Raw genomic sequence first — 24,681 nt, 5'->3', positions numbered from 1 at the left:
CAGACCAATCTTTGTTTGACCCGTCATTTCGAATCCGACGTCAGGAGGATGAGAAATCCAGTTATTAAAGAGCGAATTCCCACACGCAAAGACGCGGCGGTTGAACAAAAAATTATGTCATAAAGCGATATCCTTTATATTTGCACGAATTTTTAACAGGCAGTTTTTCCTTTAAGCATCGTCCACTAAATGACTAGAATACCATTGATTAAGATCCGGTTTTTGATAAGCGCACTTACCATTGTATTAGTTCTTATATCCTCAAGCGCTAACGCCCAGGTAGACTACAGCAAAATGAAAGTAGACCAGTTGACCGATGCCCAGATCAAGGAAATGATGAAGCGCGGGCAGGATATGGGCTATTCCGAGGCAGACCTGGAACAACGGGCGGCCGCCGGCGGCATGAGCGCCACTGAAATTCAAAAATTGAAAGCCCGGGTGGAACAGATCCGGCAACAGGGGTCGGCTCCTCAAAATAATAAAGATATTACAGATGAAATAGAACCGGGAAGAAGAACCGTCGATTCCACTGATTCCAACTACCGGAAACGCCCGGATTCGCTGCAAACCAGGCCCAAATCCAGGATTTTCGGATCGGAATTATTCAGTTCCGGAAAATTGACCTTTGAGCCCAATATGCGCATGGCCACCCCTAAAAATTACGTAATTGGCCCCGATGATGAATTGCTGGTGGACCTCACCGGTAATAATGAGGCCAGCTACAGAACGAAAGTCTCACCGGAGGGTTATATCAGCCTCCAGTATGTGGGGCGCATTGCCGTGGGCGGATTAACCATAGAAGCAGCCACCGATAAGATCCGGTCCCTGATGAGCCGGACCTATCCCGCTTTACGCAGCGGCGGTACGCAATTAGCGATAAACATAGGCAATATTAAAAGCATACGGGTTACAATTAATGGTGAAGTTACCAAACCGGGCACCTATACCCTGCCCTCCCTGGCTACTGTATTTAACGCATTATATGCTTCCGGCGGCCCCAACGAGAACGGTTCTTTCCGTAATATACAGGTGATCCGGAACAACAACGTAATTGCTACGGTGGATGTCTACGACTTCCTGATCAATGGTATCCAGACCGGCAATATCACCCTGCAGGACCAGGACGTCATTCATGTTCCGGTTTATTTGTTGCGGGTAGATGTGCTGGGAGAAGTAAAACGGTCCGCCATTTATGAAATGAAGCCCGATGAATCCCTGCTGGATGTAATGAAATATGCCGGTGGATTTTCTTCGATGGCCTATAAGGCAAAAGTGCGGATCTTCCAGAATACCGCCACTGAGCGAAAAATCATTACTAAAAGTATTCTTGAATTCCCGGATTACAAACCCAAAAACGGCGACAAGGTTTTTGTAGATCCCATCCTGGACCGATTTGAGAATAAAATACAAATTGTAGGCGCTGTTTTTCGCCCCGGCATGTATGAACTTACCCAGGGTTTAACACTAAAGAACTTAATAAAAAATGCCGACGGGTTGAAGGAAGACGCCTTTATGGAGCGGGGCTATATCATTCGCCTCAACGAGGATAATACGACTTCAGTGCTCCCCTTTTCAGTTTCACAAATCATGCAGGGGGCAGCAGCGGATATTCCATTGAAAAGGGAAGACATCGTCCAGATCTCTTCTATTTTTGACCTGCGCGATGAATATACCGTAAGCATTGGCGGGGAGGTGCGCACCCCGGGCACCTTTAATTATTCCAGCAACATGAGCGTGGAAGACCTGATCCAGATGGCCGGCGGTTTTAAAGAGGGCGGCAGCCCGATGAACATTGAGGTATCCCGCAGGGTAAAAGGCGCCGATATGACCCAGCAACAGGTGGCCACCGCAAAAGTGTTTACCATTAATGTAAACAGTAATTTAGATATTAAAAACAGCCCCTTCATACTGCAGCCCTTTGACATCGTTGCCGTACGGGCCACTGAGGGCTATACGGCGCAGCAGCAGGTAAGGCTTGCCGGTGAAGTATTACGCCCCGGCATCTATACCATACAATCCAAAAACGAACGAATCTCAGACGTTATTAAAAGAGCAGGTGGATTGACGGCCTATGCCTATGCCCCTGGCGCTTCGTTAAAACGGCCACAGTCTGCCGAGTCAAAAAATAAGAGCAAAGAAGACCTTGACAAAGAGGCACGCCTCAAAGCGTTGAACTTAAACCGGTTGAAGCAACGCGGTTCCAAAGATTCTTCCTCTGTAGACAGTTTAATGAACGTAAACACCTTCTCGGACCTGGTGGGCATCCAACTGGACCGGATCCTGAAAAAACCGCACTCCGATTACGATCTTATTTTACAGGGAGAAGATGTTATTACCGTGCCCAGCTTGTTGCAAACGGTTAAAGTAACCGGCGAAGTGTTACGTCCCATTAGCATCATTTACAACCCTGGAAAACCCATGAAGTATTATGTGCGGAAGGCCGGCGGCTTTACAAAGACCGCATATAAAAGCGGCTCTTTTGTAAGCTACGCCAACGGATCCGTGCAGGGCGCCCGGAAAGGGCTTTTTGCCAATGCCTACCCCAAAATAAAACCCGGTGCGGAAATAGCGGTTCCCAAAAAATCAGAAAAAGAACGGATGTCCGCCCAGGGATGGGTGGGACTGGGTTCAGCCATAGCATCGCTGGCCGCTATTATTGTGATCTTATTTAAATAGAAAGAAGAGTAAATATGGCGGATGAAATAAATACACCGGAAGCTGACGAAATTTCGTTAAAGAACTTAATCCTCAGAGCCCGTGATTGGATGCGCTATTTATGTTCAAAATGGTGGTTGATCTTGTCTTTTGGAATATTGGGTGCTGTGATAGGAATATTTTACGCTATCCGCCAAAAACCAATTTATAAAGCGTCTACTACATTTGTATTGGATACAGGGGAAAAAAGCCCGGGATTAAGCGCTTACGCCGGATTGGCATCTGCTTTTGGAATTGATATGGGTGGGGCTGGCGGAATATTCCAGGGAGAAAATATACTTGAGCTGTATAAATCGCGTGCTATGATTAGCCGGGCCCTGCTTTCAACAGCCATTTTTAACGGCAAGCAGCAAATGCTTATTGACCGGCTGGTTGAGTTTAGAAAACTAAAAGAACAGTGGAAGACAAAGGCAGGGCTTAATAATATTCAATTTAATCCCTCCGACAACTATCCGGATCCCCGGCAGCAGATATTACATGATAGCTTACTTTCTGCAATCGTAAAAGAGATCAACAACGGTTTTCTTGAAGTAGACAAACCCGATAAAAAATTAAATATTATTGAAGTATCGGTTAAGGCTCCGGATGAATTATTTGCAAAAGCTTTTAACGAACATCTAGTAAAAACGGTAAATGATTTCTATCTGCAAACAAAAACAAAAAAGTCGTTAGAAAATGTAGTTATCCTGCAGCAAAAAACGGATTCTATAAAAGATATAATGACCGGTTCTATATACAGAGCAGCAAGTATAGCTGATGCTACACCAAATCAAAACCCTACCCGGATGGCTCAAAGAGTAGCTCCGATTCAAAATGCGCAGGCGAGTGCCGAAATCAATAAAAGCATATTAGAAGAATTGGTAAAAAACCTGGAATTAAGTAAAATTTCACTTCAGAAAGAAACACCTTTAATTCAGATTGTGGATGCTCCGGTATTACCGCTGGAAAAAACACGGTTCAGTAAAATAAAAGGAGGAATATTAGGCGGATCGATTTTAGGCTTGTTAAGTATCATAATGTTAATGTTTAACAGGATATACAAAAATGTGTTGGAGCAAGGATGATTAAAATCCAGGTTACTCTTCATATTTTTCCTTTCAAATCGCACCGCTAATTAATATACTATTTTCTTCATCACGAGTTATGGAAAAGTTTGATATAAATAAATCACAGACAATGAATGCATCTTATAAAATCGCAATCATTGGGTTAGGCTATGTTGGCTTGCCATTAGCCATCGAATTTGGGAAGAAATTTGATGTCATTGGGTTCGACATTAACCAACAAAGAGTTGCAGAATTATCGCAGGGAAATGATCATACCAGGGAGGCTGACCTTGAGGCTATGCAATCAGCTACAGACAAAAGAGCTTCGGGCGATATTGGGTTATGGTTTTCGAGCAATATAAATGATCTCAAGCGCTATAATATTTTTATTGTCACCGTTCCTACTCCTATTAATGAATTTAAATCCCCCGATCTTCGGCCGTTGCTTAAGGCATCTGAAATGCTTGGGAGCATTCTTAAAAAAGGAGATATTGTAATCTATGAATCAACTGTTTATCCTGGGTGTACTGAAGAAAATTGTGTACCGATTTTGGAGCGGGTGTCAGGTTTGACATTTAATCAGGATTTCTTTTGCGGATATTCTCCTGAACGCATTAACCCAGGGGATAAAGTAAATACATTAACAAAAATCAAAAAAGTAACTTCCGGTTCAACTCCGGCCATCGCGGAAACAATCGATCAACTTTACAACACTATTATAGAAGCCGGAACTCATAAGGCGCCCAGCATTAAAGTGGCCGAAGCGTCCAAGGCCATTGAAAATGCACAACGGGATATTAATATTAGCTTCGTAAATGAATTGGCGTTGATTTTTGATCGGGTTGGCATAGATACCAACGATGTAATTGAAGCGGCCGGTACTAAATGGAATTTTCTTAAGTACAAACCCGGACTCGTGGGAGGGCATTGTATTGGTGTTGACCCCTATTATCTTGCACATAAGGCAGAGTCATTAGGTTATCATCCACAGGTAATACTTTCCGGCAGAAGGGTAAATGATAATATGGGAATGTTTGTGGCGAATAAGGTCATTAAACTAATGATTCGAAAGGGGCATAAAATTGAAGGTTCTCGGGCCTTGATCCTTGGTATTACATTTAAGGAGAATTGTCCGGATATCCGCAATTCGCGTGTTATCGATATTTATAATGAGCTATGTCAATTCGGTGTACAAGTTGACGTATATGATCCACATGCGGACCATCAGCATGTAGAAAAAGAATATAATATTAAAATGATAGAACAAGTCAATGAACATTACGATGCCATTATTCTGGCTGTTGCTCACAATGAATTTCTTGCCTTTGACTATGCACACTTAAAAAACGGCAACAATACAGTTATTTTTGATACAAAGGCGTACCTGGACAGGGACATTGTAGATGCAAGATTATAAATTTAAAAGAATGAGTATAGCTATGGTTGACCTGAAAGGTCAGTTTGCAAAAATAAAGCCGGAAATAATGGAAGCAATTGAATCCTGCCTTGATTCAACTACCTTTATTAACGGTCCTTCTGTAAAGCAATTTTCTACGGCTCTTGCTAAATATTTGTCAGTATCAAATGTGATTCCCTGTGCAAATGGAACCGATGCCCTCCAGGTTGCGCTTATGGCGCTTGATCTTCAGCCGGGAGATGAAGTGATCCTTCCTGCTTTTACTTACGCTGCCACAGCAGAAGTAATTGGCTTATTGAGGTTAACGCCCGTTATGGTAGATGTAGATTCGAGCACCTTCAACATAACTGCTAATCTTATAGAAAAAGCCATAACCCCTAAAACCCGGGCAATAGTTCCTGTTCATTTGTTCGGTCAGTGTGCCGATATGCAGCCTATTATGTCCCTGGCTGCCAAACACCAGCTATATGTGGTTGAGGATACAGCTCAGGCCATTGGGGCGCTATATACTTTTCCTGACGGCTCAAAAAAGATGGCCGGAACGATTGGGCATATAGGATGCACTTCATTTTTCCCTTCTAAAAACCTCGGATGTTATGGGGATGGCGGAGCAATTTATACGCAGGATACTAAATTGGCAGAAAAAATATCAATGATATGCAATCATGGCCAACGAGTAAAATATCAACATTCATGTATTGGTGTTAATTCGCGTCTTGATACGCTTCAGGCGGCAGTGCTCAATATAAAACTTAACTATCTGGATGAATATTCGGCCGCCAGGAATAAGGCTGCAATTATTTATGATGAATTGCTGAAAGATGTAGCAGAAATTGCCCTGCCTGAGCGAAGCCCAATGTCTTCACATGTATTTCACCAGTATACTATAAAAATAAGCGGCAATAAAAGAGATGAATTAAAAGCTTTTCTGCAGCAAACAGGTATCCCGTCAATGATCTATTATCCCATCCCTTTGCAGGAGCAGGAAGCATATCGATCCCTGGGCCTCATTAGCGGGAATCTTTCTGTTACGAGCGAGTTGTGTTCTTCTGTCTTATCATTACCCATGCATACAGAGCTTTCTTTTGAACAACAAGAATTTATTGCCTCCAATATTAAAAGTTTTTTCTCAAAATGAGTATATATATTCACACCACCGCCGTTGTTGATGAGGGCGCTCTGATCGGCGACGGCACTAAGGTCTGGCACTTTTCACATATAATGAAAGATACAGTATTAGGGAAAAATTGTAACATAGGGCAGAATGTTGTGATTTCCCCGAGAGTCATATTAGGTGAGAATGTAAAAGTGCAAAACAATGTGTCCATTTATACCGGGGTAATCTGTGAAGACGATGTATTCCTGGGACCGTCCTGCGTTTTTACCAATGTTATTAATCCCAGAAGCGCGGTGAACCGGCGAGGGCAATACGCAAAAACAAAAGTAGCAAAAGGAGCGACCATTGGGGCGAATGCAACAATTGTATGCGGGCATGATATCGGCGAATATGCCTTCATCGGTGCGGGTGCTGTAATTACCAAACACGTCCCCTCTTACGCTCTTGTCGTTGGTAATCCTGCGAAACAAATCGGCTGGATGAGTGAATTTGGGCATCGCCTTGAATTTAAAGAAGATAGAGCTGTCTGTCCGGAAAGCGGGCAGGAATATATTTTGCAAAATCAAACTGTAACTAGAATTAAATAATGACTACAACAAATCAGAAGGTAAAATTTGCCGTTGTGGGGTGCGGGCATATTGGCAAACGTCATGCAGAGATGATTACCAGGAACGAAGATTGCGAATTGGTTGCATTAATCGATGTTAAACCTAAAGACCAATTGAGAATTGACCATTACGATGCACTCTTTTTTAATAGCCTTGAAGCCTTTTTGCAATCGCCTGTAGCTACTGATGTTGATGTGATAAATATAGCTTCTCCCAATGGCTTCCATGCCGCGCAGGCTATGCAATGCCTGGAAGCCAAAAAGCATATTGTGCTGGAAAAGCCAATGGCGCTTAGCAAAGCAGATGCTGAGAAAGTTATTTTCAAAGCATTGCAGGTACATAAACAGGTATTTGCCGTAATGCAAAATCGCTATAGCCCACCAAGTGTGTGGTTAAAAGAATTGCTGGAAAGTGGAAAACTGGGTAAAATATTCTTAGTACAGATCAACTGTTATTGGAACCGGGATGACCGATATTATAAAAAGGGCAGCTGGCATGGTAATAAGGAACTGGATGGAGGTACTTTATTTACCCAATTCAGTCATTTCATAGATCTGATGTACTGGTATTTTGGAGATATTACCAATATACAGGCCCGGTTCAACGACTTTAATCATGAGCACCTGACCGATTTTGAAGACACTGGTGTTGTAAGCTTCGAATTCCTGAACGGCGGTATTGGCTGCCTGAATTATAGTACCTCGGTGTGGGATAAGAACTTAGAGAGCAGTATTACGGTTATTGCAGAGAACGGCTCTTTAAAAGTTGGTGGACAATACATGAACGAGGTCGAATATTGCCATATAAAAGATTATGTCATGCCTGAGCTGGCGCCTACAAATCCAGGCAATGATTATGGCGCCTACAAAGGAAGCGCTGCCAATCATCATTACATCATTGAAAACGTAGTGGATGTGGTTCATAACCTTGGAACCATTACTACTAATGCACTGGAGGGTTTAAAAGTAGTGGAGATAATTGAACGAATCTATAACGGAGGTATCAAGGGTCAATAAAAACGGAATAAAACTAAAATACAGTTATTAAAATGATAAAAATAATTAAACGAATGTTTCGGGCATTTAGCAAGAAGGACATTCCTTTTGATACTTCTAAACATTACTGGGAGGAAAGGTATAAAAGCGGGGGAAATTCTGGGGATGGTTCATACGGCCGTTTAGCAACCTTTAAGGCGGAAATTATTAATAATGCGATAAATGAGTATTCAATCAAATCTGCTATTGAATTAGGTTGCGGAGATGGGAATCAGTTAAAACAGCTTCTTTATCCCTCATACATTGGGCTCGACATTTCAGAAAGTGTAATAGCGAGGTGTAATAAGATTTTTTCTCAAGACAAGAGCAAACGGTTCATGATTAATAGCGAGGAAGTGGTAGAACAATTAATCAGAACGGAGCAGTTCGACCTTGCTCTTTCAATCGATGTAATATATCATTTGGTTGAATTTGAAGTATTTGAAACCTATCTTAAAAACCTGTTTACATTATCGGATAAATTCGTTATTATTTATTCCACGGATTTTGACAAAAAGGAAGCAGCGCATGTGATTCATAGAAAATTCACGGACTGGGTTGCAAGCCACCGGCTAGATTGGGAATTGATCTCAGAGATTTTAAACCCCTATCCGGGAGTGGGCGAACAGGAATCTCTCGCGAATTTTTATGTCTTTAAGAAAAAGTAAAATAAAAAATGTATAAAGCACTCATTGTATTTGGAACGAGGCCCGAGGCAATAAAAATGGCACCTCTTGTGTTGAAAATGAAAGCGGATAATTTTTTTGATGTTCGAGTTTGTGTTACAGCGCAACACAGGGAAATGCTCGATCAAGTGCTTGATTTTTTCAAAATAACGCCTGACTACGATCTGAATATTATGCAATCCGGGCAAACGCTGCATCAGCTCACCGCGCGGTTGCTCGAATTCATAAAGCCTGTATTCGATGACTTCAAGCCCGATAGCGTTTTTGTTCACGGGGACACTACTACAAGTATGGCAACAAGCCTGGCGGCATTCTATTCAGGTGTTCCAATCTGTCATATAGAAGCCGGTTTAAGAACACACAATATATATTCTCCATTTCCTGAAGAGGCGAACAGGCGTATCACGGGTATGCTCGGAAATTTTCATTTTGCACCAACAACAACCTCACAACAAAATCTCTTAAATGAAGGGATAGCCCCTGAGCATATTTGCGTAACCGGCAATACTGTAATAGATGCTCTTCTTGAAAGCGTATCCAAAATCGATGAGGGGTTCAGCAATCCGGAAATTGAAGAATTAAAGAAGAAAATAATTCCCGGGAAAAATATTGTGTTAGTAACTGGCCACAGGCGGGAAAATCATGGACAGGGCTTCCAAAATATTTGCGAGGCATTGCTCGATGTCAGCAATTTACCTGATGTTCAGATCATTTACCCAGTCCACCTGAACCCAAACGTAAAGGATGTCGTTTACGCAAGACTTTCCGCTCAGGAAAACATCAGCCTCGTTTCGCCCCTGTCCTACCCCAGTTTCATATGGCTAATGAACCAATCAAAAATCATTCTAACAGACAGTGGGGGAATTCAGGAGGAGGCACCCAGCCTTGGGAAGCCAGTCCTTGTTATGAGGGATACCACAGAAAGACCGGAAGCGCTGGATGCAGGCACGGTCATTTTAGTTGGGACCGACCGTGAAAAAATATTTTTTAATTGCAAAAAGTTACTTGAGGATGATGCCCATTATCAGCACATGAGCAGGCTCAGAAATCCATATGGCGACGGAAAAGCCTCTCAACGGGTAGCAGCGTTTATAAAGCAAAAGACCAATATTCTTAGCGATGTCATTTAAAAAGCCAAGACTTGTAATACTCAACAATAATTATCCAAGCAAGGAAAATCTTTACGGAGATGTGTTTGTGCACTCCAGGTTGAAATATTACCTAAACGATTTTGAAGTTGTAGTTATCGGGTACCGCCCATTAGAAAAAAGCAAAAAGTATAATTATGAAGGGATAGATGTAATGAATTTTTCGGACAAACCCTCTTTCGTAAAATGCATTACAGAGCAAAATCCGGATTTGATGGGCATTCATTTTGTCAGCGGCTGGTATTTCGATTCATTTCTTAAGCACCTGAAAATTCCGGTGTTTATCTGGGTTCATGGAGAGGAGGCGCTGGGATGGTATCGGCGGCTATATTACTTCAAATGGAAAACAGCCCATAAGTTTGCTATTTTCGCATTGAAAAATTGGGTGCAATTGTATTATGTAAGAAGGATTATTCGTTTTTCCAATAAGTTCGGCAATATTCGGTTTATTTTTGTCTCTAATTGGATGAAGCGTATCACCGAGACCGACACGCTTACCAGGATAAAACATTTCAGCATAATACCCAACCCTATTGACAGTAATCTGTTTCAATACCATTTAAAAACACCCGAACAGGCCCTGCGGGTGCTGCTTATCCGCTCCTTCGAGACTCATAAATATGCAAATGACAAGGCTGTTGCAGCGATTAACCTGCTCCGCTCAAGGCCGATATTTAAGAAAATGACCTTTCATTTATATGGAAAAGGTAAATTCTTCGATAAAATTACGGCTTCTGTTAAAAACGACGACAATGTTATATTACATAATTACTTTATAGAAAATCATCAAATTCCATCAGTACACAAGGACTTTGGCATCTTTCTTTGTCCTACACGCCAGGATGCCCAGGGCGTGTCTATGTGTGAGGCTATGTCAAGCGGCCTTGTTCCTGTCACTTCAGATAATACTGCCATCCCCGAATTTTGTGAGCATGGCGTAAGTGGTTTTCTTACCAGAAATGCTTTAGAACTTGCAAATGCAATTGAACAGTTGGCCAGTGATCCTGTGCTTTTTGCAAGATTATCCAGGCAAGCTGCCGATTCCATTCAATCCAAAGCGGGACACAACGTGGTAATCGCTACGGAGCTTAAACTGTTAAAGGAAGGATACCAACAGACATGAATTTACTCAAAACACTGGCAAAATTTTCAGTAGGCACTTGGGTTCAGGCTCTTTTATCATTGGTTTCTACACCGGTCATAGCCTGGCTTGTAGCCCCTGAAGAGTTTGGTAAATCAGCAATGTTTATCCTCGCCTATAACCTTACCTTAAATGTGGCCCTTTTAGCCATTGACCAGGGTTTTGCCCGATTTTACAACGAGACGGTCTCAAAAGAGACACTGCTAAAGTCCTGCCTTCCCCCACTTATTGCCACCTTTGCCATCTGTGCGATCGTAATCGAACTGGCTAAGAAGCCTATTAACGAGTTTCTTTTTAATTCTTCCAACGAGCATGTCGTGCACCTGATTACACTTGCGCTCGCGGGGGGAATAATGCTGAGGCTTTCAAACGTGGCCCTAAGAATGAAGGGAATGGCCATGCGCTACTCCGCGGTGCAAATTTTACAGGCTGTTGCAAACTTTGCAGCCACCGTGGCCTATGCCTTATTTGTCGAGGCAAGTTTCATCGCACTGATTTTCGGCTTGATCGTATCCCAAATTATTGCCGCTATAGTAGCTGTCTTGCTCTATTGGCAAATTTGGGCAGGAGTATTTAAAGGGCTGAAAATCAATAAGCCGCTTATGAAAACTGTATTATTGTACAGCCTTCCTTTCGTTCCAACATTCCTTTTGGATTGGCTTTTTCAGGGAGTCGACCGCACCTTTCTAAGAATATTCAGCAATTTTACACAAATCGGGCTTTATGCCACCGCATCAAAAATTGCTTATAGTTTAAACGTCGTTCAAACAGGTTTTACAACATTTTGGTTCCCCTATTCTCTCGAACGTTATAAACAGGATCCAGAAAATACTGCACCTTTCAGCACAGTATTTAACGTATTAACCTGTGTCTTCAGCTTATTGATCCTGATTATTATAATGTCCCAGAAAATATTGCTGATCTTACTGCCCAAAAGCTATAGTGGAGTGATTCCAATATTTCCGATGTTATTATTAATCCCAATGTTCTATACTATTTCAGAGGTAACCATGGTGGGAATAAATTTCAAAAAAAAAACAATCCAACATTTATACATCATAATTATTGCACTTTGTGCAAATTCGATCTCTGGATGGTTTCTAATTCCAAAAAACGGTGCCGTTGGGGCGGCGGCAGCAATGGCAATTGGATATTTATTTTTCTTCGGATGTAGAACTTACCTCGGTTTGGCCAGCTACCATTTTAAAATAAACTTTAGAAAATTTTTGATATCAGCAGCTTTTGTTCTTGTTGCTATAATATTAACTCTTCTGTCGTCTATTTTTCTTTACTTTGTTTGTATTGCAGGCATTTTTGTAAATATTTTTATGTACAAAAGTGACCTAATTAATATAAAAAAATTATAATACATAAATGATCGGCATTATTGATTATAACACAGGAAATCTGGGCTCAATAAAGAACATGTTAGACAGGCTTGGATTCGACAATGCAATCATTTCTGACCCGGCTGAGATAGACCAGGCCTCTAAGCTCATTCTTCCAGGAGTGGGCGCGTTTGATGTGGGAATGAATTCACTTCAAAACGGTGGGTGGATTGCTCCCCTTCATAAGAAGGTTCTTAAGGATAAAATTCCGATTCTCGGCATTTGTCTCGGCATGCAGCTAATGACTCTGCAAAGTGAGGAAGGCACCGGAAAGGGCCTTGGATGGATAAACGCCCGGACGAAGAAATTCAATTTTGCCGACACTACGTTGAAGGTCCCTCACATGGGATGGAATCTGGTACGCATCCAATCCCCCTCTCCCCTGCAACAGGAGCTGGATAAACTCGATGAGATCAAATTCTACTTTGTCCATTCCTATTTTGTTTTGCCGGAAGACTCTTCCAACACTATCTATTCCTGCCACTACGGACAGGATTTTTGTGCGGCTTTTCAAGCAGGAAATGTAATGGGAGTTCAATTCCACCCCGAAAAAAGCCACAAATTTGGCCTTAAATTATTAAACAACTTTGCATCACTCTAACACACATGCTGAAAATAAGAGTAATCCCCTGCTTGTTGCTTGAAAACGGAGGGCTAGTTAAAACGGAGAAATTTAAGAATAGTAAGTATCTTGGAGATCCGATCAATGCTGTTAAAATTTTTAACGATAAAGAAGTAGACGAGCTGATTTTTATAGACATTCAAAGCTCTGCCCACAAGACGCAGCCACGTCTCGAAATTATACACGACCTTGCTTCAGAGTGCTTTATGCCTCTTACCTATGGCGGCGGCATTAGTTCACTCCAGCAAATCGAACAGATTTTAAAAATCGGCGTCGAAAAAATTGTTGTTAATCAACATGCGCTGTATCACCCCGAATTTATCACCGAGGCCGCAGACCGGTTTGCCCAATCCACTATTGTTGCTGCTATGGATGTTAAAAAGAACCTCTGGGGCAACTACACGGTATATGATCATGTAAAAAAGAAATCTTTAGATTTGCAGCCTGTCGAATATGCAAAAAGGCTTGAAAGCCTGGGCTGCGGGGAAATATTTATTAATAATGTAGACCGGGAGGGAACCTACCAGGGATTTGATGTCAAACTTACAGAGATGATCACTAAAAATGTTGGAGTCCCAGTAACAATTTGCGGCGGAGCATCCAGGCTTTCAGATATTAAGCTTGCCGCTAACGCAGGGGCGTCAGCAGTAGCAATCGGCAGCATTTTTGTTTATCAGGGGCCTCATAGAGCAGTTTTAATCTCTTACCCCACTCAAAAAGAATTAAAAGAAATATTATAAATATTTATATGAATAATACTATTCAAGTATGCACCAGGTGTGTAATGGATACCACAGACCCTGAAATTATTTTTGATGATGAAGGAGTCTGCAATTATTGCCGCCATCTGGAAAAAGTGATGCCCGCATATAATTTTACACCTGAACAGGCGGAAGCAAATATCCTGCGCATAACCAAAGAGATAAAAAACAACAAGAAAGGGCAATACGATTCTATAATCGGCTTGAGCGGAGGGGTGGATAGTTCCTATACAGCCTATCTCGCCCACAAATTTGGTCTCAACCCTTTATGTGTTCACTTTGACAATGGGTGGAACTCGCAAACGGCTGTCTCCAACATAAAGAAAATTGTTGATAAATGTGGGTTTGATTTAGAAACTTATGTGATAAACTGGCCCGAATTCCGGGATTTACAACGGTCTTTTTTTAAAGCCGGTGTAGTTGATATTGAAATGCTCACCGATCATGCCATCATGGCCACGATGTTTAAGATTCGGAAAAAGCACAACATTCGCTACGTGCTTTCCGGCGTAAATATTCGTACCGAAAACGGTATGCCCAATGCATGGCTTTGGCGAAAACAGGATCTGGTTAATATCAAAGACATTCAGCGCAAATTTGGCACGCTTCCCATTAAAGAGTTTCCAACAATGAGCTCCGTTCGTTTCAAACTGATCAAGATGCTGAACACAGGCGGAACATATGTGGAGCTTCTTAATATGATCAATTATAACAAAAATGAAGCAATGGAAACGTTGAAAAAAGAATTTGGGTGGGAATACTACGGCGGGAAGCATTATGAATCAGTCTTTACCAAATTTTATCAGGCATTCATTCTACCCTATAAGTTCAAGGTAGATAAAAGAAAAGTTCATTTGTCCTCATTAATCCGGAACGGAGAAATTACACGCGAACAAGCAATGGAACAACTCGCCCAACCGCTTTACGACCCTGCTGAGCTGAAAAAAGACAAGCAATATGTATTGAAAAAATTAGGGTTTACTGAACAGGAATTTGATAAAATGATGACAGAGCCCCCAAAATCACATCTGGATTTTAAAAGTGACGAATGGCTGGTTTTGCTTTGGTTGAAAATAATGAGAAAGAAAAAAATGAGCTAAAAAAATTCCAACAATGCGGATTTTCAGAATAGCTCCAACCTGCTGTTATTAAAAAAAAGGGGCCAGCTTGGGTATAAAATCTGGTTTGGCAACTATTTCGCAAGTAGAATCAATGCCTCAATCCGGAGAAAGGTGCTGGTCTATTTCCAGGGTGCGATAGCAGAAAAGCCTGTCCGCATAATTAATCAGCAAGCGTGAACAAAGCCACCATGGAGATTAACTTAATATTTTTTTCAAATCTGGACTCCAGCAATGGAGGTGTAGAAACCTGGCTTCGCTTGTTTCTGCATGAAGTACTACGTGGGAGACAATATTTTCATAAAATAAACATATACTATTACACAACTCCTTCAAAACAAATTCCTTTACCGGCCGACGATAATAGCAACATCATTCGCTATATTCCCATACAGCTTTCAGAAAAAAAGGGGTTATTTAATAATTTTATTAAACTTCTGAAATTCCATAGTAATGTAGCCAAAGCTTTAAAAAAAACGCATGCTGTAAGCGCCTTGTCTTTAGGCTCCTATCCTACCGGCATTTTTTTGGCTTTTTTTCTTAACCTCTACGGTATCAGGCGAAACACCAGGCACTATATTTGGCTCCGTACAACATTAAGCAAACATATTGGCACCCATACCTCCCGGATCTTTTCAAAATATATTTTCTTTTTTGAAAAAAAAGCGTTGAAGGATGCAGATTTAGTAATCTCAAATGGTTGGGATACCCGGGATAACTATATCAGGGAATATAATGTACCGTCTGTTGTTGTTCCCAATGCAATCAATCTGTCTACCTACACAAATTTCGAAGATGTTCGCCAGTTGCCGGCAAACAAGATTAAGATAGCATATATTGGCAGGTTTTTTGAGGCAAAAGGGGCTCATAACTTCGTCTCCGCAATAAAAATATTTAATTCTCACTACCCCGGCCTGGTTGACAGGGTAACTTTCTCTTTTGTCGGCTGGGGTGAGGAATCGATAGAGGATTTCGCGAGAACTACTCCTAATTGTGAGTTTGTGGGCCGGATTCCCAATTACAAAATGCATACATATCTTGCCACTATCCATTGTGGTGTAGCATTAACCAAATCAGGGGATGATACCGGAGGCGGGGGAAGTGGTGTTTCTAACAATCTGCTGGAATTAATGGCTGCTGGTAGACTTATTCTTGCTTTTGACAATATCATTTTTCGCCAGTTTCCACGTCAGGACTTCATGATCTATGTCAAAGAAAACGACGACAATGAGCTGGCGAGATATTTTTCACAGATTGTTGATAACTTTCAGCAATATTATCCAATGGCAGATAATGCCAGATCCTATGCCATGAGTTTTTCCATTAACGAACATGTCGCCTTGCTTCACCAGTATCTTGCAGAAGATACCAACTAAAAAATTGTTATGGAAAATCACTCACTCAACAGAACATTTATTTTTATCCTGCTGCTGGTTCCACTATTCGATAGCATGACGGGATTATTGGTGAGGGGAGATACCCTCTCTGCCGGAGGCCTTGGTACGCCGTCTCAGATAATCCGTTTTCTCCTTATTGGCCTATCGCTATTAATCATTCAGTCAAAACAACGATACCGGATATTAGCGATTATGTGCCTTTACATGTTATTGATTGAGGCCGTCGCTTTCGTTGCCCATCAGAGCTTTCAGGGACTCGCAATCGGATTGGTATTTTCCTACAAATTTATCTACGCAGCCTTTATATACTTCGCGCTTGAAAAGATCATCCAAAAAGAACATTTTGACGAAAAAGCATTGGTTCGCCTGATGTATAAATTCACAGCCATTTTGTGCTTCACGTTTATCATAGGAGATGTTTTGGCGATCAGGCTAGGCATCTCAAACTCATTCTTCAGGTCGCAGGGACTATTCTCATCGGGGAACGGACTGGGATTGTTGCTGGGGGCGTTATCTTTTATTCTTCGTTTTGGTTTTAAGCAACGTTATCTCAAAGGAATTGGTCCAAAAGCCCTGTATAGTCTGACCCTGGTCTGTCTGATGCTCATTGCTACAAAAGCATCTGTAATATTTCTGGTACTAAATTTTATTTTTATGCTATGGAGCATCCCTTCATTGTACCGTTCCTTTTTAATCATTGCTTTCCTTGTCCTGATCTTTATTTATGCCGACAAAATCCTTGCTTCGCTAAACATTGCATTTGAACTGCTCATATTCCGGTTTGAGAACAAGACTTCCTGGCTGGGCTTTTTAATGAGTGGACGTGAATCCTATCTGGATACGGCGTTCACTGCTTTTAAGCAATCACCCTTTCTGCCGCTCCGGATATTATTTGGCGCAGGCTCTTTTCTTTCCTATGAATTGCCTACGCAGTATACACTCAACTATAAAATGCTTGAGATGGACATATTTGATACTTTTTTTATCTATGGTATCATTGGCGTATGTCTGTATTTTACATTTATGATCTACTGTATACGCAAATCCTTTAAAAAAAGTCGAATATTGGGCTGGTGTACGGTGACCCTCTTCGCCCACTCGATGTTTGCGGGGCACACACTGTTCAATGGTCTGTCTGCCACAGCACTGGTTTTTATTCTTCTACTGATTAAACAAGGAGGAGCTCCTACTCAAAAGACTTCTCAAACAACATATTTATGAAAGTTCTGTTTCAATCCCGAAAAACTTTATTTGATGCACCCGGCGGTGATACAATACAGTTACTTAAAACCAAGGAATACCTTGAACGCCTTGATGTAAAAATCGACGTATCCACTGAACTGCAACCCGACCTGACAGGTTATGATATGGTACATGTATTTAACCTGATGCGGGGGCAGGAGTCATTGATGCAAATAATGAACGCTAAAAAACAAAATAAGCCGGTAGCCCTTTCAACTATCTATGGCCTCTATACTGATTTTGAGCGTAAGGGTAGGAAAAGTAAAGCCCGGTTCCTATTCAGGTTGTTATCTCCTTTTCAAATCGAGTACTGTAAAATTGCAGCGCGGGCACTTCTGGGTGGAGAGTTTCATGTTGGTAGTCTGAAAATTTTGGTTACCGGCTATTACAGCACACTGAAGAAAATTGTTGACAACACGGACGTTTTCCTCCCTAATTCTCTATCGGAAATGGAACGCGTCATTCGTGATTTTAAACTTAAGGATCCAAAATTCGAAGTGATCCCCAATGCTGTTGACACGTCACTATTTGATCCTGAAAAGACTGTGGTGGAAGAGCAATACAAAAAATATGAAGGCTGCATACTTTGTGTAGCTAGGATCGAAGGAAGAAAATGCCAGGCAGATCTGGTAGAGGCGGTCCGAAATTCCCCGTATCACCTTGTACTTGTGGGCAAACCTGGGAAAAATGCCCTGGGCTACTACGAGGCCGTAAAGAATGCTGCTGGCAGCAATGTAACGTTCATCAACCATCTGGAGCACGATAAATTACCTCAATTTTACAAATTGGCCCGGGTGCACGCTTTGGTGAGCTGGATGGAAACACCAGGTCTTTCTTCGCTCGAAGCTGGAATTATGGGAGCCAATCTGGTTATTACCCCCAACGGGGACACATACGACTATTTTGGTGATCATGCCTTTTATTGCAAACCCGGGAATATTGCTTCCGTGAGAAACGCCATCGATATGGCATATAGTGCTCCACGCTCCTCAAGTTTACAGTCCCACATCCGGACTCATTTTACCTGGGAAAAAACTGCATTGACAACACTTGCGGCCTACAAACAAATTATTAAATGAGAATAGCAATTATAGGAACCCGAGGGATCCCTAATCAATACGGAGGTTTTGAACAATTCGCTGAATACCTGGCAACAGGCCTCCAGCAAAAAGGATTCGAGGTAACGGTATATAATCCCGAATTCCATTCGTTTCGAGAGCACTTTTTCGAAGGTGTAAAAATTGTTCGCAAATGGAGCCCTGAAAAACAAATCGGAGCAAGCGCTAACTTTATTTACGATTATCTCTGTCTTAAAGACGCTATTCGGAAGAAGTTTGATATCATTTATGAAGCCGGTTACGGCACTAACAGCATTAGTCATCTCTTTCTGAATTTTGGCAGTTCGGCTATAGTCACTAATATGGACGGCTTGGAATGGAAGCGCGCAAAATGGGGCCCAATGACCCGTTGGCTTACTAAGTATTTTGAAAAACTGGCGGTAAAAACCTCACACAACCTGATAGCAGATAACACTGGTATTCAGAAATACCTGTTTGAACAGTATCAGGCCAACTCGCATATGATTCCTTATGGTGCTGAAATACCGGAAAAGGTAGACGACTCACTGATCAACCAGTATTCGCTCCAGCCAGCCGGCTATTTTTTGCTCATCGCACGGCTCGAACCCGAAAATAATGTTGAAATGATTATTGACGGCTACCTCAGGTCGGATAAAAAATGGCCCCTTATTTGTGTAGGAGGAATGCAGACGAAACACTTTAAGTATCTTAATCAGAAAATTGGGAATGAGAAAATGGTGCATTTCGTTGGAGGGATCTATAAAAAAGAGGTGCTCGACGCTCTTAGAAAGAACGCGCTGGCATATTTTCATGGTCATTCAGTGGGGGGAACCAACCCTTCCCTGCTCGAAGCCATGGCTGCAGGTTCCTTTATTGCCGCGCACAACAATGACTTCAATAGAGGGGTGTTGGAGGCCAATGCGTTATATTTTAGTGATAGCGATCAGGTAACCACCATTATTAACGAGGTGGAGCGTCTCAGGAATGAAAGTTTTGCTTCATTCAGCAGGTCAAACCTTGATATCATCAGTAACAAATATTCGTGGGAGCATATCATCCAGCAATACATCGATCTGTTTAATAAAATATATTATGCAAATAGTCGTCAAAATCAGAAATAAACTCTCTACCTGGTCGGTAATATCAACTGCCTGCCAGAGATTTTTTATTGTTTCGGCCTTTGTTCATCTTTTAAGCGCCGGCACTTTTGAAGCCTTTGCGCATAATAGGGATACTCCGAAACCGGAGAATAGCATGACAGGTCATTTTCATTCTTTCATCTGCAGCGGAACCGGATATCCAGGATGTGCAATGGAGATCCCCGCTCCTTTAAATAGTCCAGAAGTCAATCCGATTTCACAGGCTGTGATAAACGTTGCGCTGCTTGGCGCAAAGGGAGATGGCAATACGGATAACCAGAAAGTACTGAATAAAATTTTCAACAATCTGCAACCCGGGCAAACAGTGTATTTTCCTAAAGGAAACTATCTGATCGATGGACCGGTTATCATTAAAAATAAAAATAACCTGATCATAAAAGGTGATGGAGCAACAAGCAGGTTGTTTGTCAAAGGCCAATTGACGGGAACTTCAAAAACCACTTTTTTTTCAACGCTTAGTATTGATGAGTGTAATAAACTCACTATTGAAAACCTTTGTATTGAAAGTAAGGGCGAAAACTGGGGTGACGCCGATGCCGCTTCAAAATTTTCTCTTCCTGATCAAAAAACGGCATGGCTCATCAACAAAGGAGGCCATGCCCTGTTAATAACACGCAGCACAAATATATCTGTCAATGCTGTAATTGGCCGTTTCTGTGGATCCACTGGTGTATTTTATGCCAGCTCTTGTGACCTGGTACGTTTCACAAATTGTTTTGCAAATGCTGCATCATTAGGATACGCGGGGTTTGCTATAGATAATTTTGCGAACACAAACGCTACTTTTCTTCCCAAAAGAAGATACTCATTTGTTAACTGTAAAGTAAGTTCGGAACAATCTAAGTTTGGCCAGTACGCAGCAAAAGGAGGCATTGTTATGGAAGGAGATCCTGACCGCATTCTAAACTGTACAATAGATGGTGGAGTGTTTGAAAATTGTTATACAGGAGAAAACAACAAAAGTCTCGGGGCTGCTATTTCAGCTGAGAACACGAATCTTTACGCAAAAGGGGTCAAAGGTATAAACAATTTTGTCGGGCTTAGATTGTTCACCAGAACTGAAGTAAAGAACAAAGTGAATGTAACCATTACCAATTGTTCGTTTCAAAGCAATAAATTCTGTGGACTGTATATAGCCTCGGCATCCTCCGGGGGTGGTTTGATTACTATTAATAATTCTAAATTTGGTCAAAACCGAACCAGTGTGTGGGCATCATCTACTTCGCAGCCACTGTATAATAAAGCTTCAGCGATCATCAGCGCGGGCTATATGAAATCCCAACAACTAAAATTCGACAACTGCGAATTTACAGGAGGAAATCAATATATATATGCAGCAGGCAGAAGTAATATCGCTATAAATCAATCAAGATTTTCCGGCGCGTCAGACTCCACCATGAATTTTTATGGGGGCGGCAATATTGCTATTCAAAATAATGTCATTGAAGGCCGCACACCAATTAAAGTGAGGCATTATAACGATGAAAGAAGCTACTCGTCCGAAGTGCAGCTAAAAATCACGGACAACAAGCTAAAAGGGATGCCAAACACTGCTGCAGATTTAAAAGGAATCCCCGAAAAGTTTGTTACATCGAAAAGTATTCTGTCGAATTCCAGCCTCCTATCAACAAACAATGTGAATAACACGCAATATCGAAAAATAACTTCGGTTCGTTTTATAAGACTGGGACTCCAGGCAACCAATACTTTTCTGGTCGGAGAGATTTCTCAACCTGTTGATTTGTCCAGGGCAAAATTCATACGAACCAGTAATTCACAAATAGTTGAGATATTACAAATCACCTATCCTTTCGAAAAACTAAACTCAAGAATAAAAGTAGTTCTGGCCGGGGATGTTAGAAAAACATTTCTCACTGAAAAAACCTTCGATCTTTTAACCAATTAGTAGCTAAAATTCAGGCTAAGCCGGTTTCCGGAGGGAGTATTCATATAAATTCAGATGTACGGCATTCGGTGGCAAAAGGCTAACTAATACCAAAGATAGTAATCGAAAACGATCACTATATATACAACATCCCTCTAGCCACTGCGGCGGAGATGACGCTGCGTTACTGTCAGGACAAAGAGTTAATTCTGGCGCCTGCCTTTCGAAACAAAAACCTATTGTCATTAAGCGAAACCTTCGATAGGGGCCGCCATTGAAAACCTGCTTGCAAAGCCTGGCTGTGCGGCGCTGCGGATTTACTATAGCATGGATATTGAACTTTACGTGCATGCGGTATTTGTATGTTCCGATGCCGGCAACAACGATATTTTACCTTCGGCCGCTGCTGGTTCCGGATTGCCCGAGGATGATGGTGATATCGAAGAGCAATCGATCCGCTGTTCACCGACCTCTCCGCAGCCCAGCCCTCTAAACCAGCCGTAACTGCAATTAAAATAAACCAGGGATCAAGAAACAAATTGGTTTGAACATTTGGTATGCAATAACGGTTTTCAGCGGGTTTTCCAGTTTGATCCCCGCCCTTGCTGGATGGAGTCGATGGCGGAAGACCCGTTCCTTGTTTCACCCGTTCATCATTATTTTATCGACCAACTTTATTGCAGAGTTGGTTAGTTTTCTGTCGGTGAGTCCCAGTGGTTTTAATGCTGCGTGGTATACTATTTATGCTTTTCTTTACTTACTGCTCATCATCTAGCAGCCTGTCCGCCGGTCGCCCAATAAGCGGTTTACGCGGTTATTGTATCTCATCCTTTTCTTGCTGACCGGATTATGGTTATTTGCTTGGAATCTGCAGGGATATGCTGATGATGAGTTCACCGTTTTCCTTATCATATGAGACACACTCCTTTCTGTGTGTTGTTTTTACCTGCTTTGCTACCGAATCCCTTATCTAACCCTTGGCGTGCACAAAGATGCTCTCGTGCTCATTTGTTCGGGCTGGCTGATCTTGTTCCTATACAACGGCATTACAGAGTTGCTGGCTGCAGCTACCAGCACTTCGTTTCTTAGAGCTTTTTTTCTCGGTTATTAATTTTATTGTGATCATAATTCATTTAATTGCTGTTGTATGGATACCGCCCAAGCCCCCTTCTTACTATCGCAGCCATAATAGTAGTAATGCTCCTGCTGCTCTTTGCCGGATTTGCCTTGATTATTAAGGGCTCCCTGCAACAGGTATATAACATGCACAACAAGGTCGATTTTTGGATTGTTTTTTTGACCATCTGGTCTATTATCAACCCTCAAACCAAACTTCCGCATAAGGTTTTTAAAAACCTCCCCAAACGGACACTTCAGGATATCGATTTCTGAAAACATTAGTATTGCAGGCTTAGCCCTACTTATACAAAACATTGTAGGGTACAAAGACACCCTTCAATTCACTAAATTTGTGGCAATGGATCACATCTTTACAGGCTGACAACAATCGGTTGGCAATGCTAAAAAATAAACGCATGAAAATAACTAATGAGCACAATGAACGAATCGCTAAGATGAGCTTCGCATCAGTATATCCCCATTATGTAAAAAAGGTGGAAGGAAAGGCCCGGACCAAACAAGAGCTGCACCAGGTTATAGAATGGCTGACGGGTTTTGATGAAAAGAAATTGCAGGAACTGATTGACGAAAAGGCGTCTTTTGAAACCTTTTTCGAGAAAGCGACACTGAACCCCAATGCGCATTTGATCACCGGCGTTATCTGCGGCTACCGGGTCGAAGCAATCGAAGATCCATTGACGCAAAAAGTAAGATACTTAGATAAGCTGGTGGACGAATTAGCCAAAGGACGAAAAATGGATAAAATTTTAAGAAGCTAGCATTTAGAAAGCTCCGTTGCGTCGATCCCGGGGAACGACTTTCGTCATGTCGACCGGGAGGGAGACATCTCTACGAAGATCCGCTCTCACAACGAAATTTTCAGACCTTTGTTTGACGAGGGAGTTCCCTTCCGCTCCGGTCAGGGCGACGGGATAATCTATCTGGACGATGAGAAAATTTGCCGCGACCACGCTCCCTTTTCCTGCTCTTTATTTCTTGTCTCTGATTTTTCGTTTTGCGGGGAAGTTAATACAAGCATCAAAAGGAACGAACATTGAATGTTATTGAAATTACACCCTTTTGCATTTCTAATTCAATATTCCTTATTCTACCTTCCCGGGAATCCCCGCTTAGGGAAATGACGTTGATGCACCATTGACTATTGACTATTGACTATTCACCTTTCAACACTTCCGGCATAAACTTTTTGCTTTGCTCAATAGCATTCATCAACTGATCCGTGATGTCGTTGGTGGATGCCTCGTAGTCAATTTTCAAAGGTGCTTTAAAGGTAACGGTTAGCAGGCTCCCCCTGCGTTTCATTCCCACCCCCGTTTTATTGAATGCCCTGGAAAACCCGTTAATGATCACAGGTATAACAATGGGCTTGTGATGTTTTACGATTAAAGCAGTTCCCTTCCGCGCGGGCGCATAGGGCGTTGTGGTTCCCTGGGGAAAAGTGATCACCCAATTGCTGTCTAAAGCGCGTTGTATTTTACGGGTATCAGAAGGATCCAGCCCGGTCCGCTTTTCACTGCTGTTTTCATTCCAGGTGCGTTTCACCGTTAGCCCGCCCGCCAATAAAAACAGGCGGCTCAGCCAACTGCTTTTCATCGTTTGTTCGGCTGCTACATAGTTCACGCGGGTATAAGGGTTTAACAGGTAATACGGCAGACCCAACCGTTCCTTCTTCCCCCATTTACGGGCGGAAAGGATGTGAAAAAAAGTGATCACATCCACGAAGTAAGTCTGATGATTGCTTACAAATAAAACGTTGTGTGAAGGAAGGTCTTTCAGATTTTCTATGCCCTGTATTCTTAATTTATTGAACAGGGCAATACCGGGATAGGTAAACATCCCCACTGTAAAATGAACAAACTTCCTTACAATATTGACATTCCGCAGGCGCCCCTTCCGTTTGCTCATATTATATTTTTGGTGGTCAAAATAAACAAATTAAAATTTTCAGCAAAGCAACTCTTAAAAACTACTGTCGTC

General features: G+C 41.9%; 22 protein-coding genes. 20 read left to right on the top strand and 2 right to left on the bottom strand.

Going from position 1 to position 24,681, the window contains the following annotated elements; translation table 11 throughout:
- Positions 1-189 precede the first annotated feature (189 nt).
- The 19 genes from NIASO_RS01410 (at position 190) to NIASO_RS20135 (ending at position 22,068) form a co-directional block, all read left to right on the top strand.
- A complete protein-coding gene (locus NIASO_RS01410) occupies positions 190-2,676 on the top strand; it encodes an SLBB domain-containing protein (protein WP_008582033.1) in 2,487 nt (828 codons plus the stop codon).
- 14 nt (positions 2,677-2,690) lie between these two features.
- On the top strand, positions 2,691-3,779 hold the full coding sequence (locus tag NIASO_RS01405; RefSeq protein WP_008582034.1) for a Wzz/FepE/Etk N-terminal domain-containing protein: 1,089 nt from the start codon (positions 2,691-2,693) through the stop codon (positions 3,777-3,779).
- 112 nt (positions 3,780-3,891) lie between these two features.
- Positions 3,892-5,178, top strand: a complete 1,287-nt coding sequence (locus NIASO_RS01400; RefSeq protein ID WP_008582035.1) for a nucleotide sugar dehydrogenase — start codon at positions 3,892-3,894, stop codon at positions 5,176-5,178.
- Positions 5,179-5,188: 10 nt separating this feature from the next.
- Positions 5,189-6,316 carry a DegT/DnrJ/EryC1/StrS family aminotransferase gene (locus NIASO_RS01395; protein ID WP_008582036.1) on the top strand — a complete coding sequence of 376 codons (1,128 nt, stop codon included), beginning with the start codon at positions 5,189-5,191 and terminating at the stop codon, positions 6,314-6,316.
- Positions 6,313-6,882 carry an acyltransferase gene (locus NIASO_RS01390; protein WP_008582037.1) on the top strand — a complete coding sequence of 190 codons (570 nt, stop codon included), beginning with the start codon at positions 6,313-6,315 and terminating at the stop codon, positions 6,880-6,882. The genes NIASO_RS01395 and NIASO_RS01390 overlap by 4 nt, the downstream gene beginning before the upstream one ends.
- Positions 6,882-7,919, top strand: coding sequence for a Gfo/Idh/MocA family protein (locus NIASO_RS01385; RefSeq protein ID WP_008582038.1), 1,038 nt, complete (start codon positions 6,882-6,884; stop codon positions 7,917-7,919). The genes NIASO_RS01390 and NIASO_RS01385 overlap by 1 nt, the downstream gene beginning before the upstream one ends.
- A 32-nt stretch (positions 7,920-7,951) precedes the next feature.
- Entirely contained in the window at positions 7,952-8,605 is a 654-nt protein-coding gene (locus tag NIASO_RS01380; protein ID WP_084568261.1) for a methyltransferase domain-containing protein, read from the top strand.
- Positions 8,606-8,613: 8 nt separating this feature from the next.
- Positions 8,614-9,753, top strand: coding sequence for a non-hydrolyzing UDP-N-acetylglucosamine 2-epimerase (wecB, locus tag NIASO_RS01375; protein WP_008582041.1), 1,140 nt, complete (start codon positions 8,614-8,616; stop codon positions 9,751-9,753).
- Positions 9,743-10,894, top strand: a complete 1,152-nt coding sequence (locus NIASO_RS01370; protein WP_008582043.1) for a glycosyltransferase family 4 protein — start codon at positions 9,743-9,745, stop codon at positions 10,892-10,894. Before wecB ends, NIASO_RS01370 begins: the two co-directional genes overlap by 11 nt.
- A complete protein-coding gene (locus NIASO_RS01365; RefSeq protein ID WP_008582045.1) occupies positions 10,891-12,279 on the top strand; it encodes a lipopolysaccharide biosynthesis protein in 1,389 nt (462 codons plus the stop codon). The genes NIASO_RS01370 and NIASO_RS01365 overlap by 4 nt, the downstream gene beginning before the upstream one ends.
- Before the next feature lie 7 nt (positions 12,280-12,286).
- Entirely contained in the window at positions 12,287-12,901 is a 615-nt protein-coding gene (gene hisH / locus NIASO_RS01360) for an imidazole glycerol phosphate synthase subunit HisH (protein WP_008582047.1), read from the top strand.
- Between the two features lie 5 nt (positions 12,902-12,906).
- Positions 12,907-13,662, top strand: coding sequence for an AglZ/HisF2 family acetamidino modification protein (locus tag NIASO_RS01355; RefSeq protein ID WP_008582048.1), 756 nt, complete (start codon positions 12,907-12,909; stop codon positions 13,660-13,662).
- A gap of 8 nt (positions 13,663-13,670) precedes the next feature.
- Entirely contained in the window at positions 13,671-14,783 is a 1,113-nt protein-coding gene (locus tag NIASO_RS01350) for an N-acetyl sugar amidotransferase (RefSeq protein WP_008582050.1), read from the top strand.
- A 194-nt stretch (positions 14,784-14,977) separates the two neighbouring features.
- Positions 14,978-16,177 (top strand): glycosyltransferase, encoded by a 1,200-nt coding sequence (locus tag NIASO_RS01345; RefSeq protein WP_157547168.1) that lies wholly within the window; start codon positions 14,978-14,980, stop codon positions 16,175-16,177.
- A gap of 9 nt (positions 16,178-16,186) precedes the next feature.
- Positions 16,187-17,419, top strand: coding sequence for an O-antigen ligase family protein (locus NIASO_RS01340; RefSeq protein ID WP_008582053.1), 1,233 nt, complete (start codon positions 16,187-16,189; stop codon positions 17,417-17,419).
- Positions 17,416-18,519, top strand: a complete 1,104-nt coding sequence (locus NIASO_RS01335) for a glycosyltransferase family 4 protein (RefSeq protein WP_008582055.1) — start codon at positions 17,416-17,418, stop codon at positions 18,517-18,519. Before NIASO_RS01340 ends, NIASO_RS01335 begins: the two co-directional genes overlap by 4 nt.
- Complete coding sequence (locus NIASO_RS01330) at positions 18,516-19,640, top strand: DUF1972 domain-containing protein (RefSeq protein ID WP_008582056.1); 1,125 nt, start codon at positions 18,516-18,518, stop codon at positions 19,638-19,640. The genes NIASO_RS01335 and NIASO_RS01330 overlap by 4 nt, the downstream gene beginning before the upstream one ends.
- Positions 19,612-21,585 (top strand): right-handed parallel beta-helix repeat-containing protein, encoded by a 1,974-nt coding sequence (locus NIASO_RS01325; protein ID WP_008582058.1) that lies wholly within the window; start codon positions 19,612-19,614, stop codon positions 21,583-21,585. The genes NIASO_RS01330 and NIASO_RS01325 overlap by 29 nt, the downstream gene beginning before the upstream one ends.
- 306 nt (positions 21,586-21,891) lie before the next feature.
- Positions 21,892-22,068, top strand: coding sequence for a hypothetical protein (locus NIASO_RS20135; protein ID WP_157547164.1), 177 nt, complete (start codon positions 21,892-21,894; stop codon positions 22,066-22,068).
- A gap of 618 nt (positions 22,069-22,686) precedes the next feature.
- On the opposite strand, the gene NIASO_RS20130 is transcribed toward NIASO_RS20135, so the two are convergent.
- Complete coding sequence (locus NIASO_RS20130) at positions 22,687-22,962, bottom strand: hypothetical protein (RefSeq protein WP_008582061.1); 276 nt, start codon at positions 22,960-22,962, stop codon at positions 22,687-22,689.
- Positions 22,963-23,099: 137 nt separating this feature from the next.
- On the opposite strand from NIASO_RS20130, the gene NIASO_RS01315 reads away from it, so the two are divergent.
- On the top strand, positions 23,100-23,462 hold the full coding sequence (locus tag NIASO_RS01315; RefSeq protein ID WP_044046252.1) for a DUF2200 domain-containing protein: 363 nt from the start codon (positions 23,100-23,102) through the stop codon (positions 23,460-23,462).
- 394 nt (positions 23,463-23,856) lie between these two features.
- On the opposite strand, the gene NIASO_RS01305 is transcribed toward NIASO_RS01315, so the two are convergent.
- Complete coding sequence (locus tag NIASO_RS01305) at positions 23,857-24,609, bottom strand: lysophospholipid acyltransferase family protein (protein WP_008582064.1); 753 nt, start codon at positions 24,607-24,609, stop codon at positions 23,857-23,859.
- Positions 24,610-24,681: the final 72 nt, after the last annotated feature.

The sequence above is a fragment of the Niabella soli DSM 19437 genome (genome assembly GCF_000243115.2).
GTDB lineage: Bacteria > Bacteroidota > Bacteroidia > Chitinophagales > Chitinophagaceae > Niabella > Niabella soli.
This window is presented reverse-complemented; position numbering and strand designations above follow the sequence as displayed.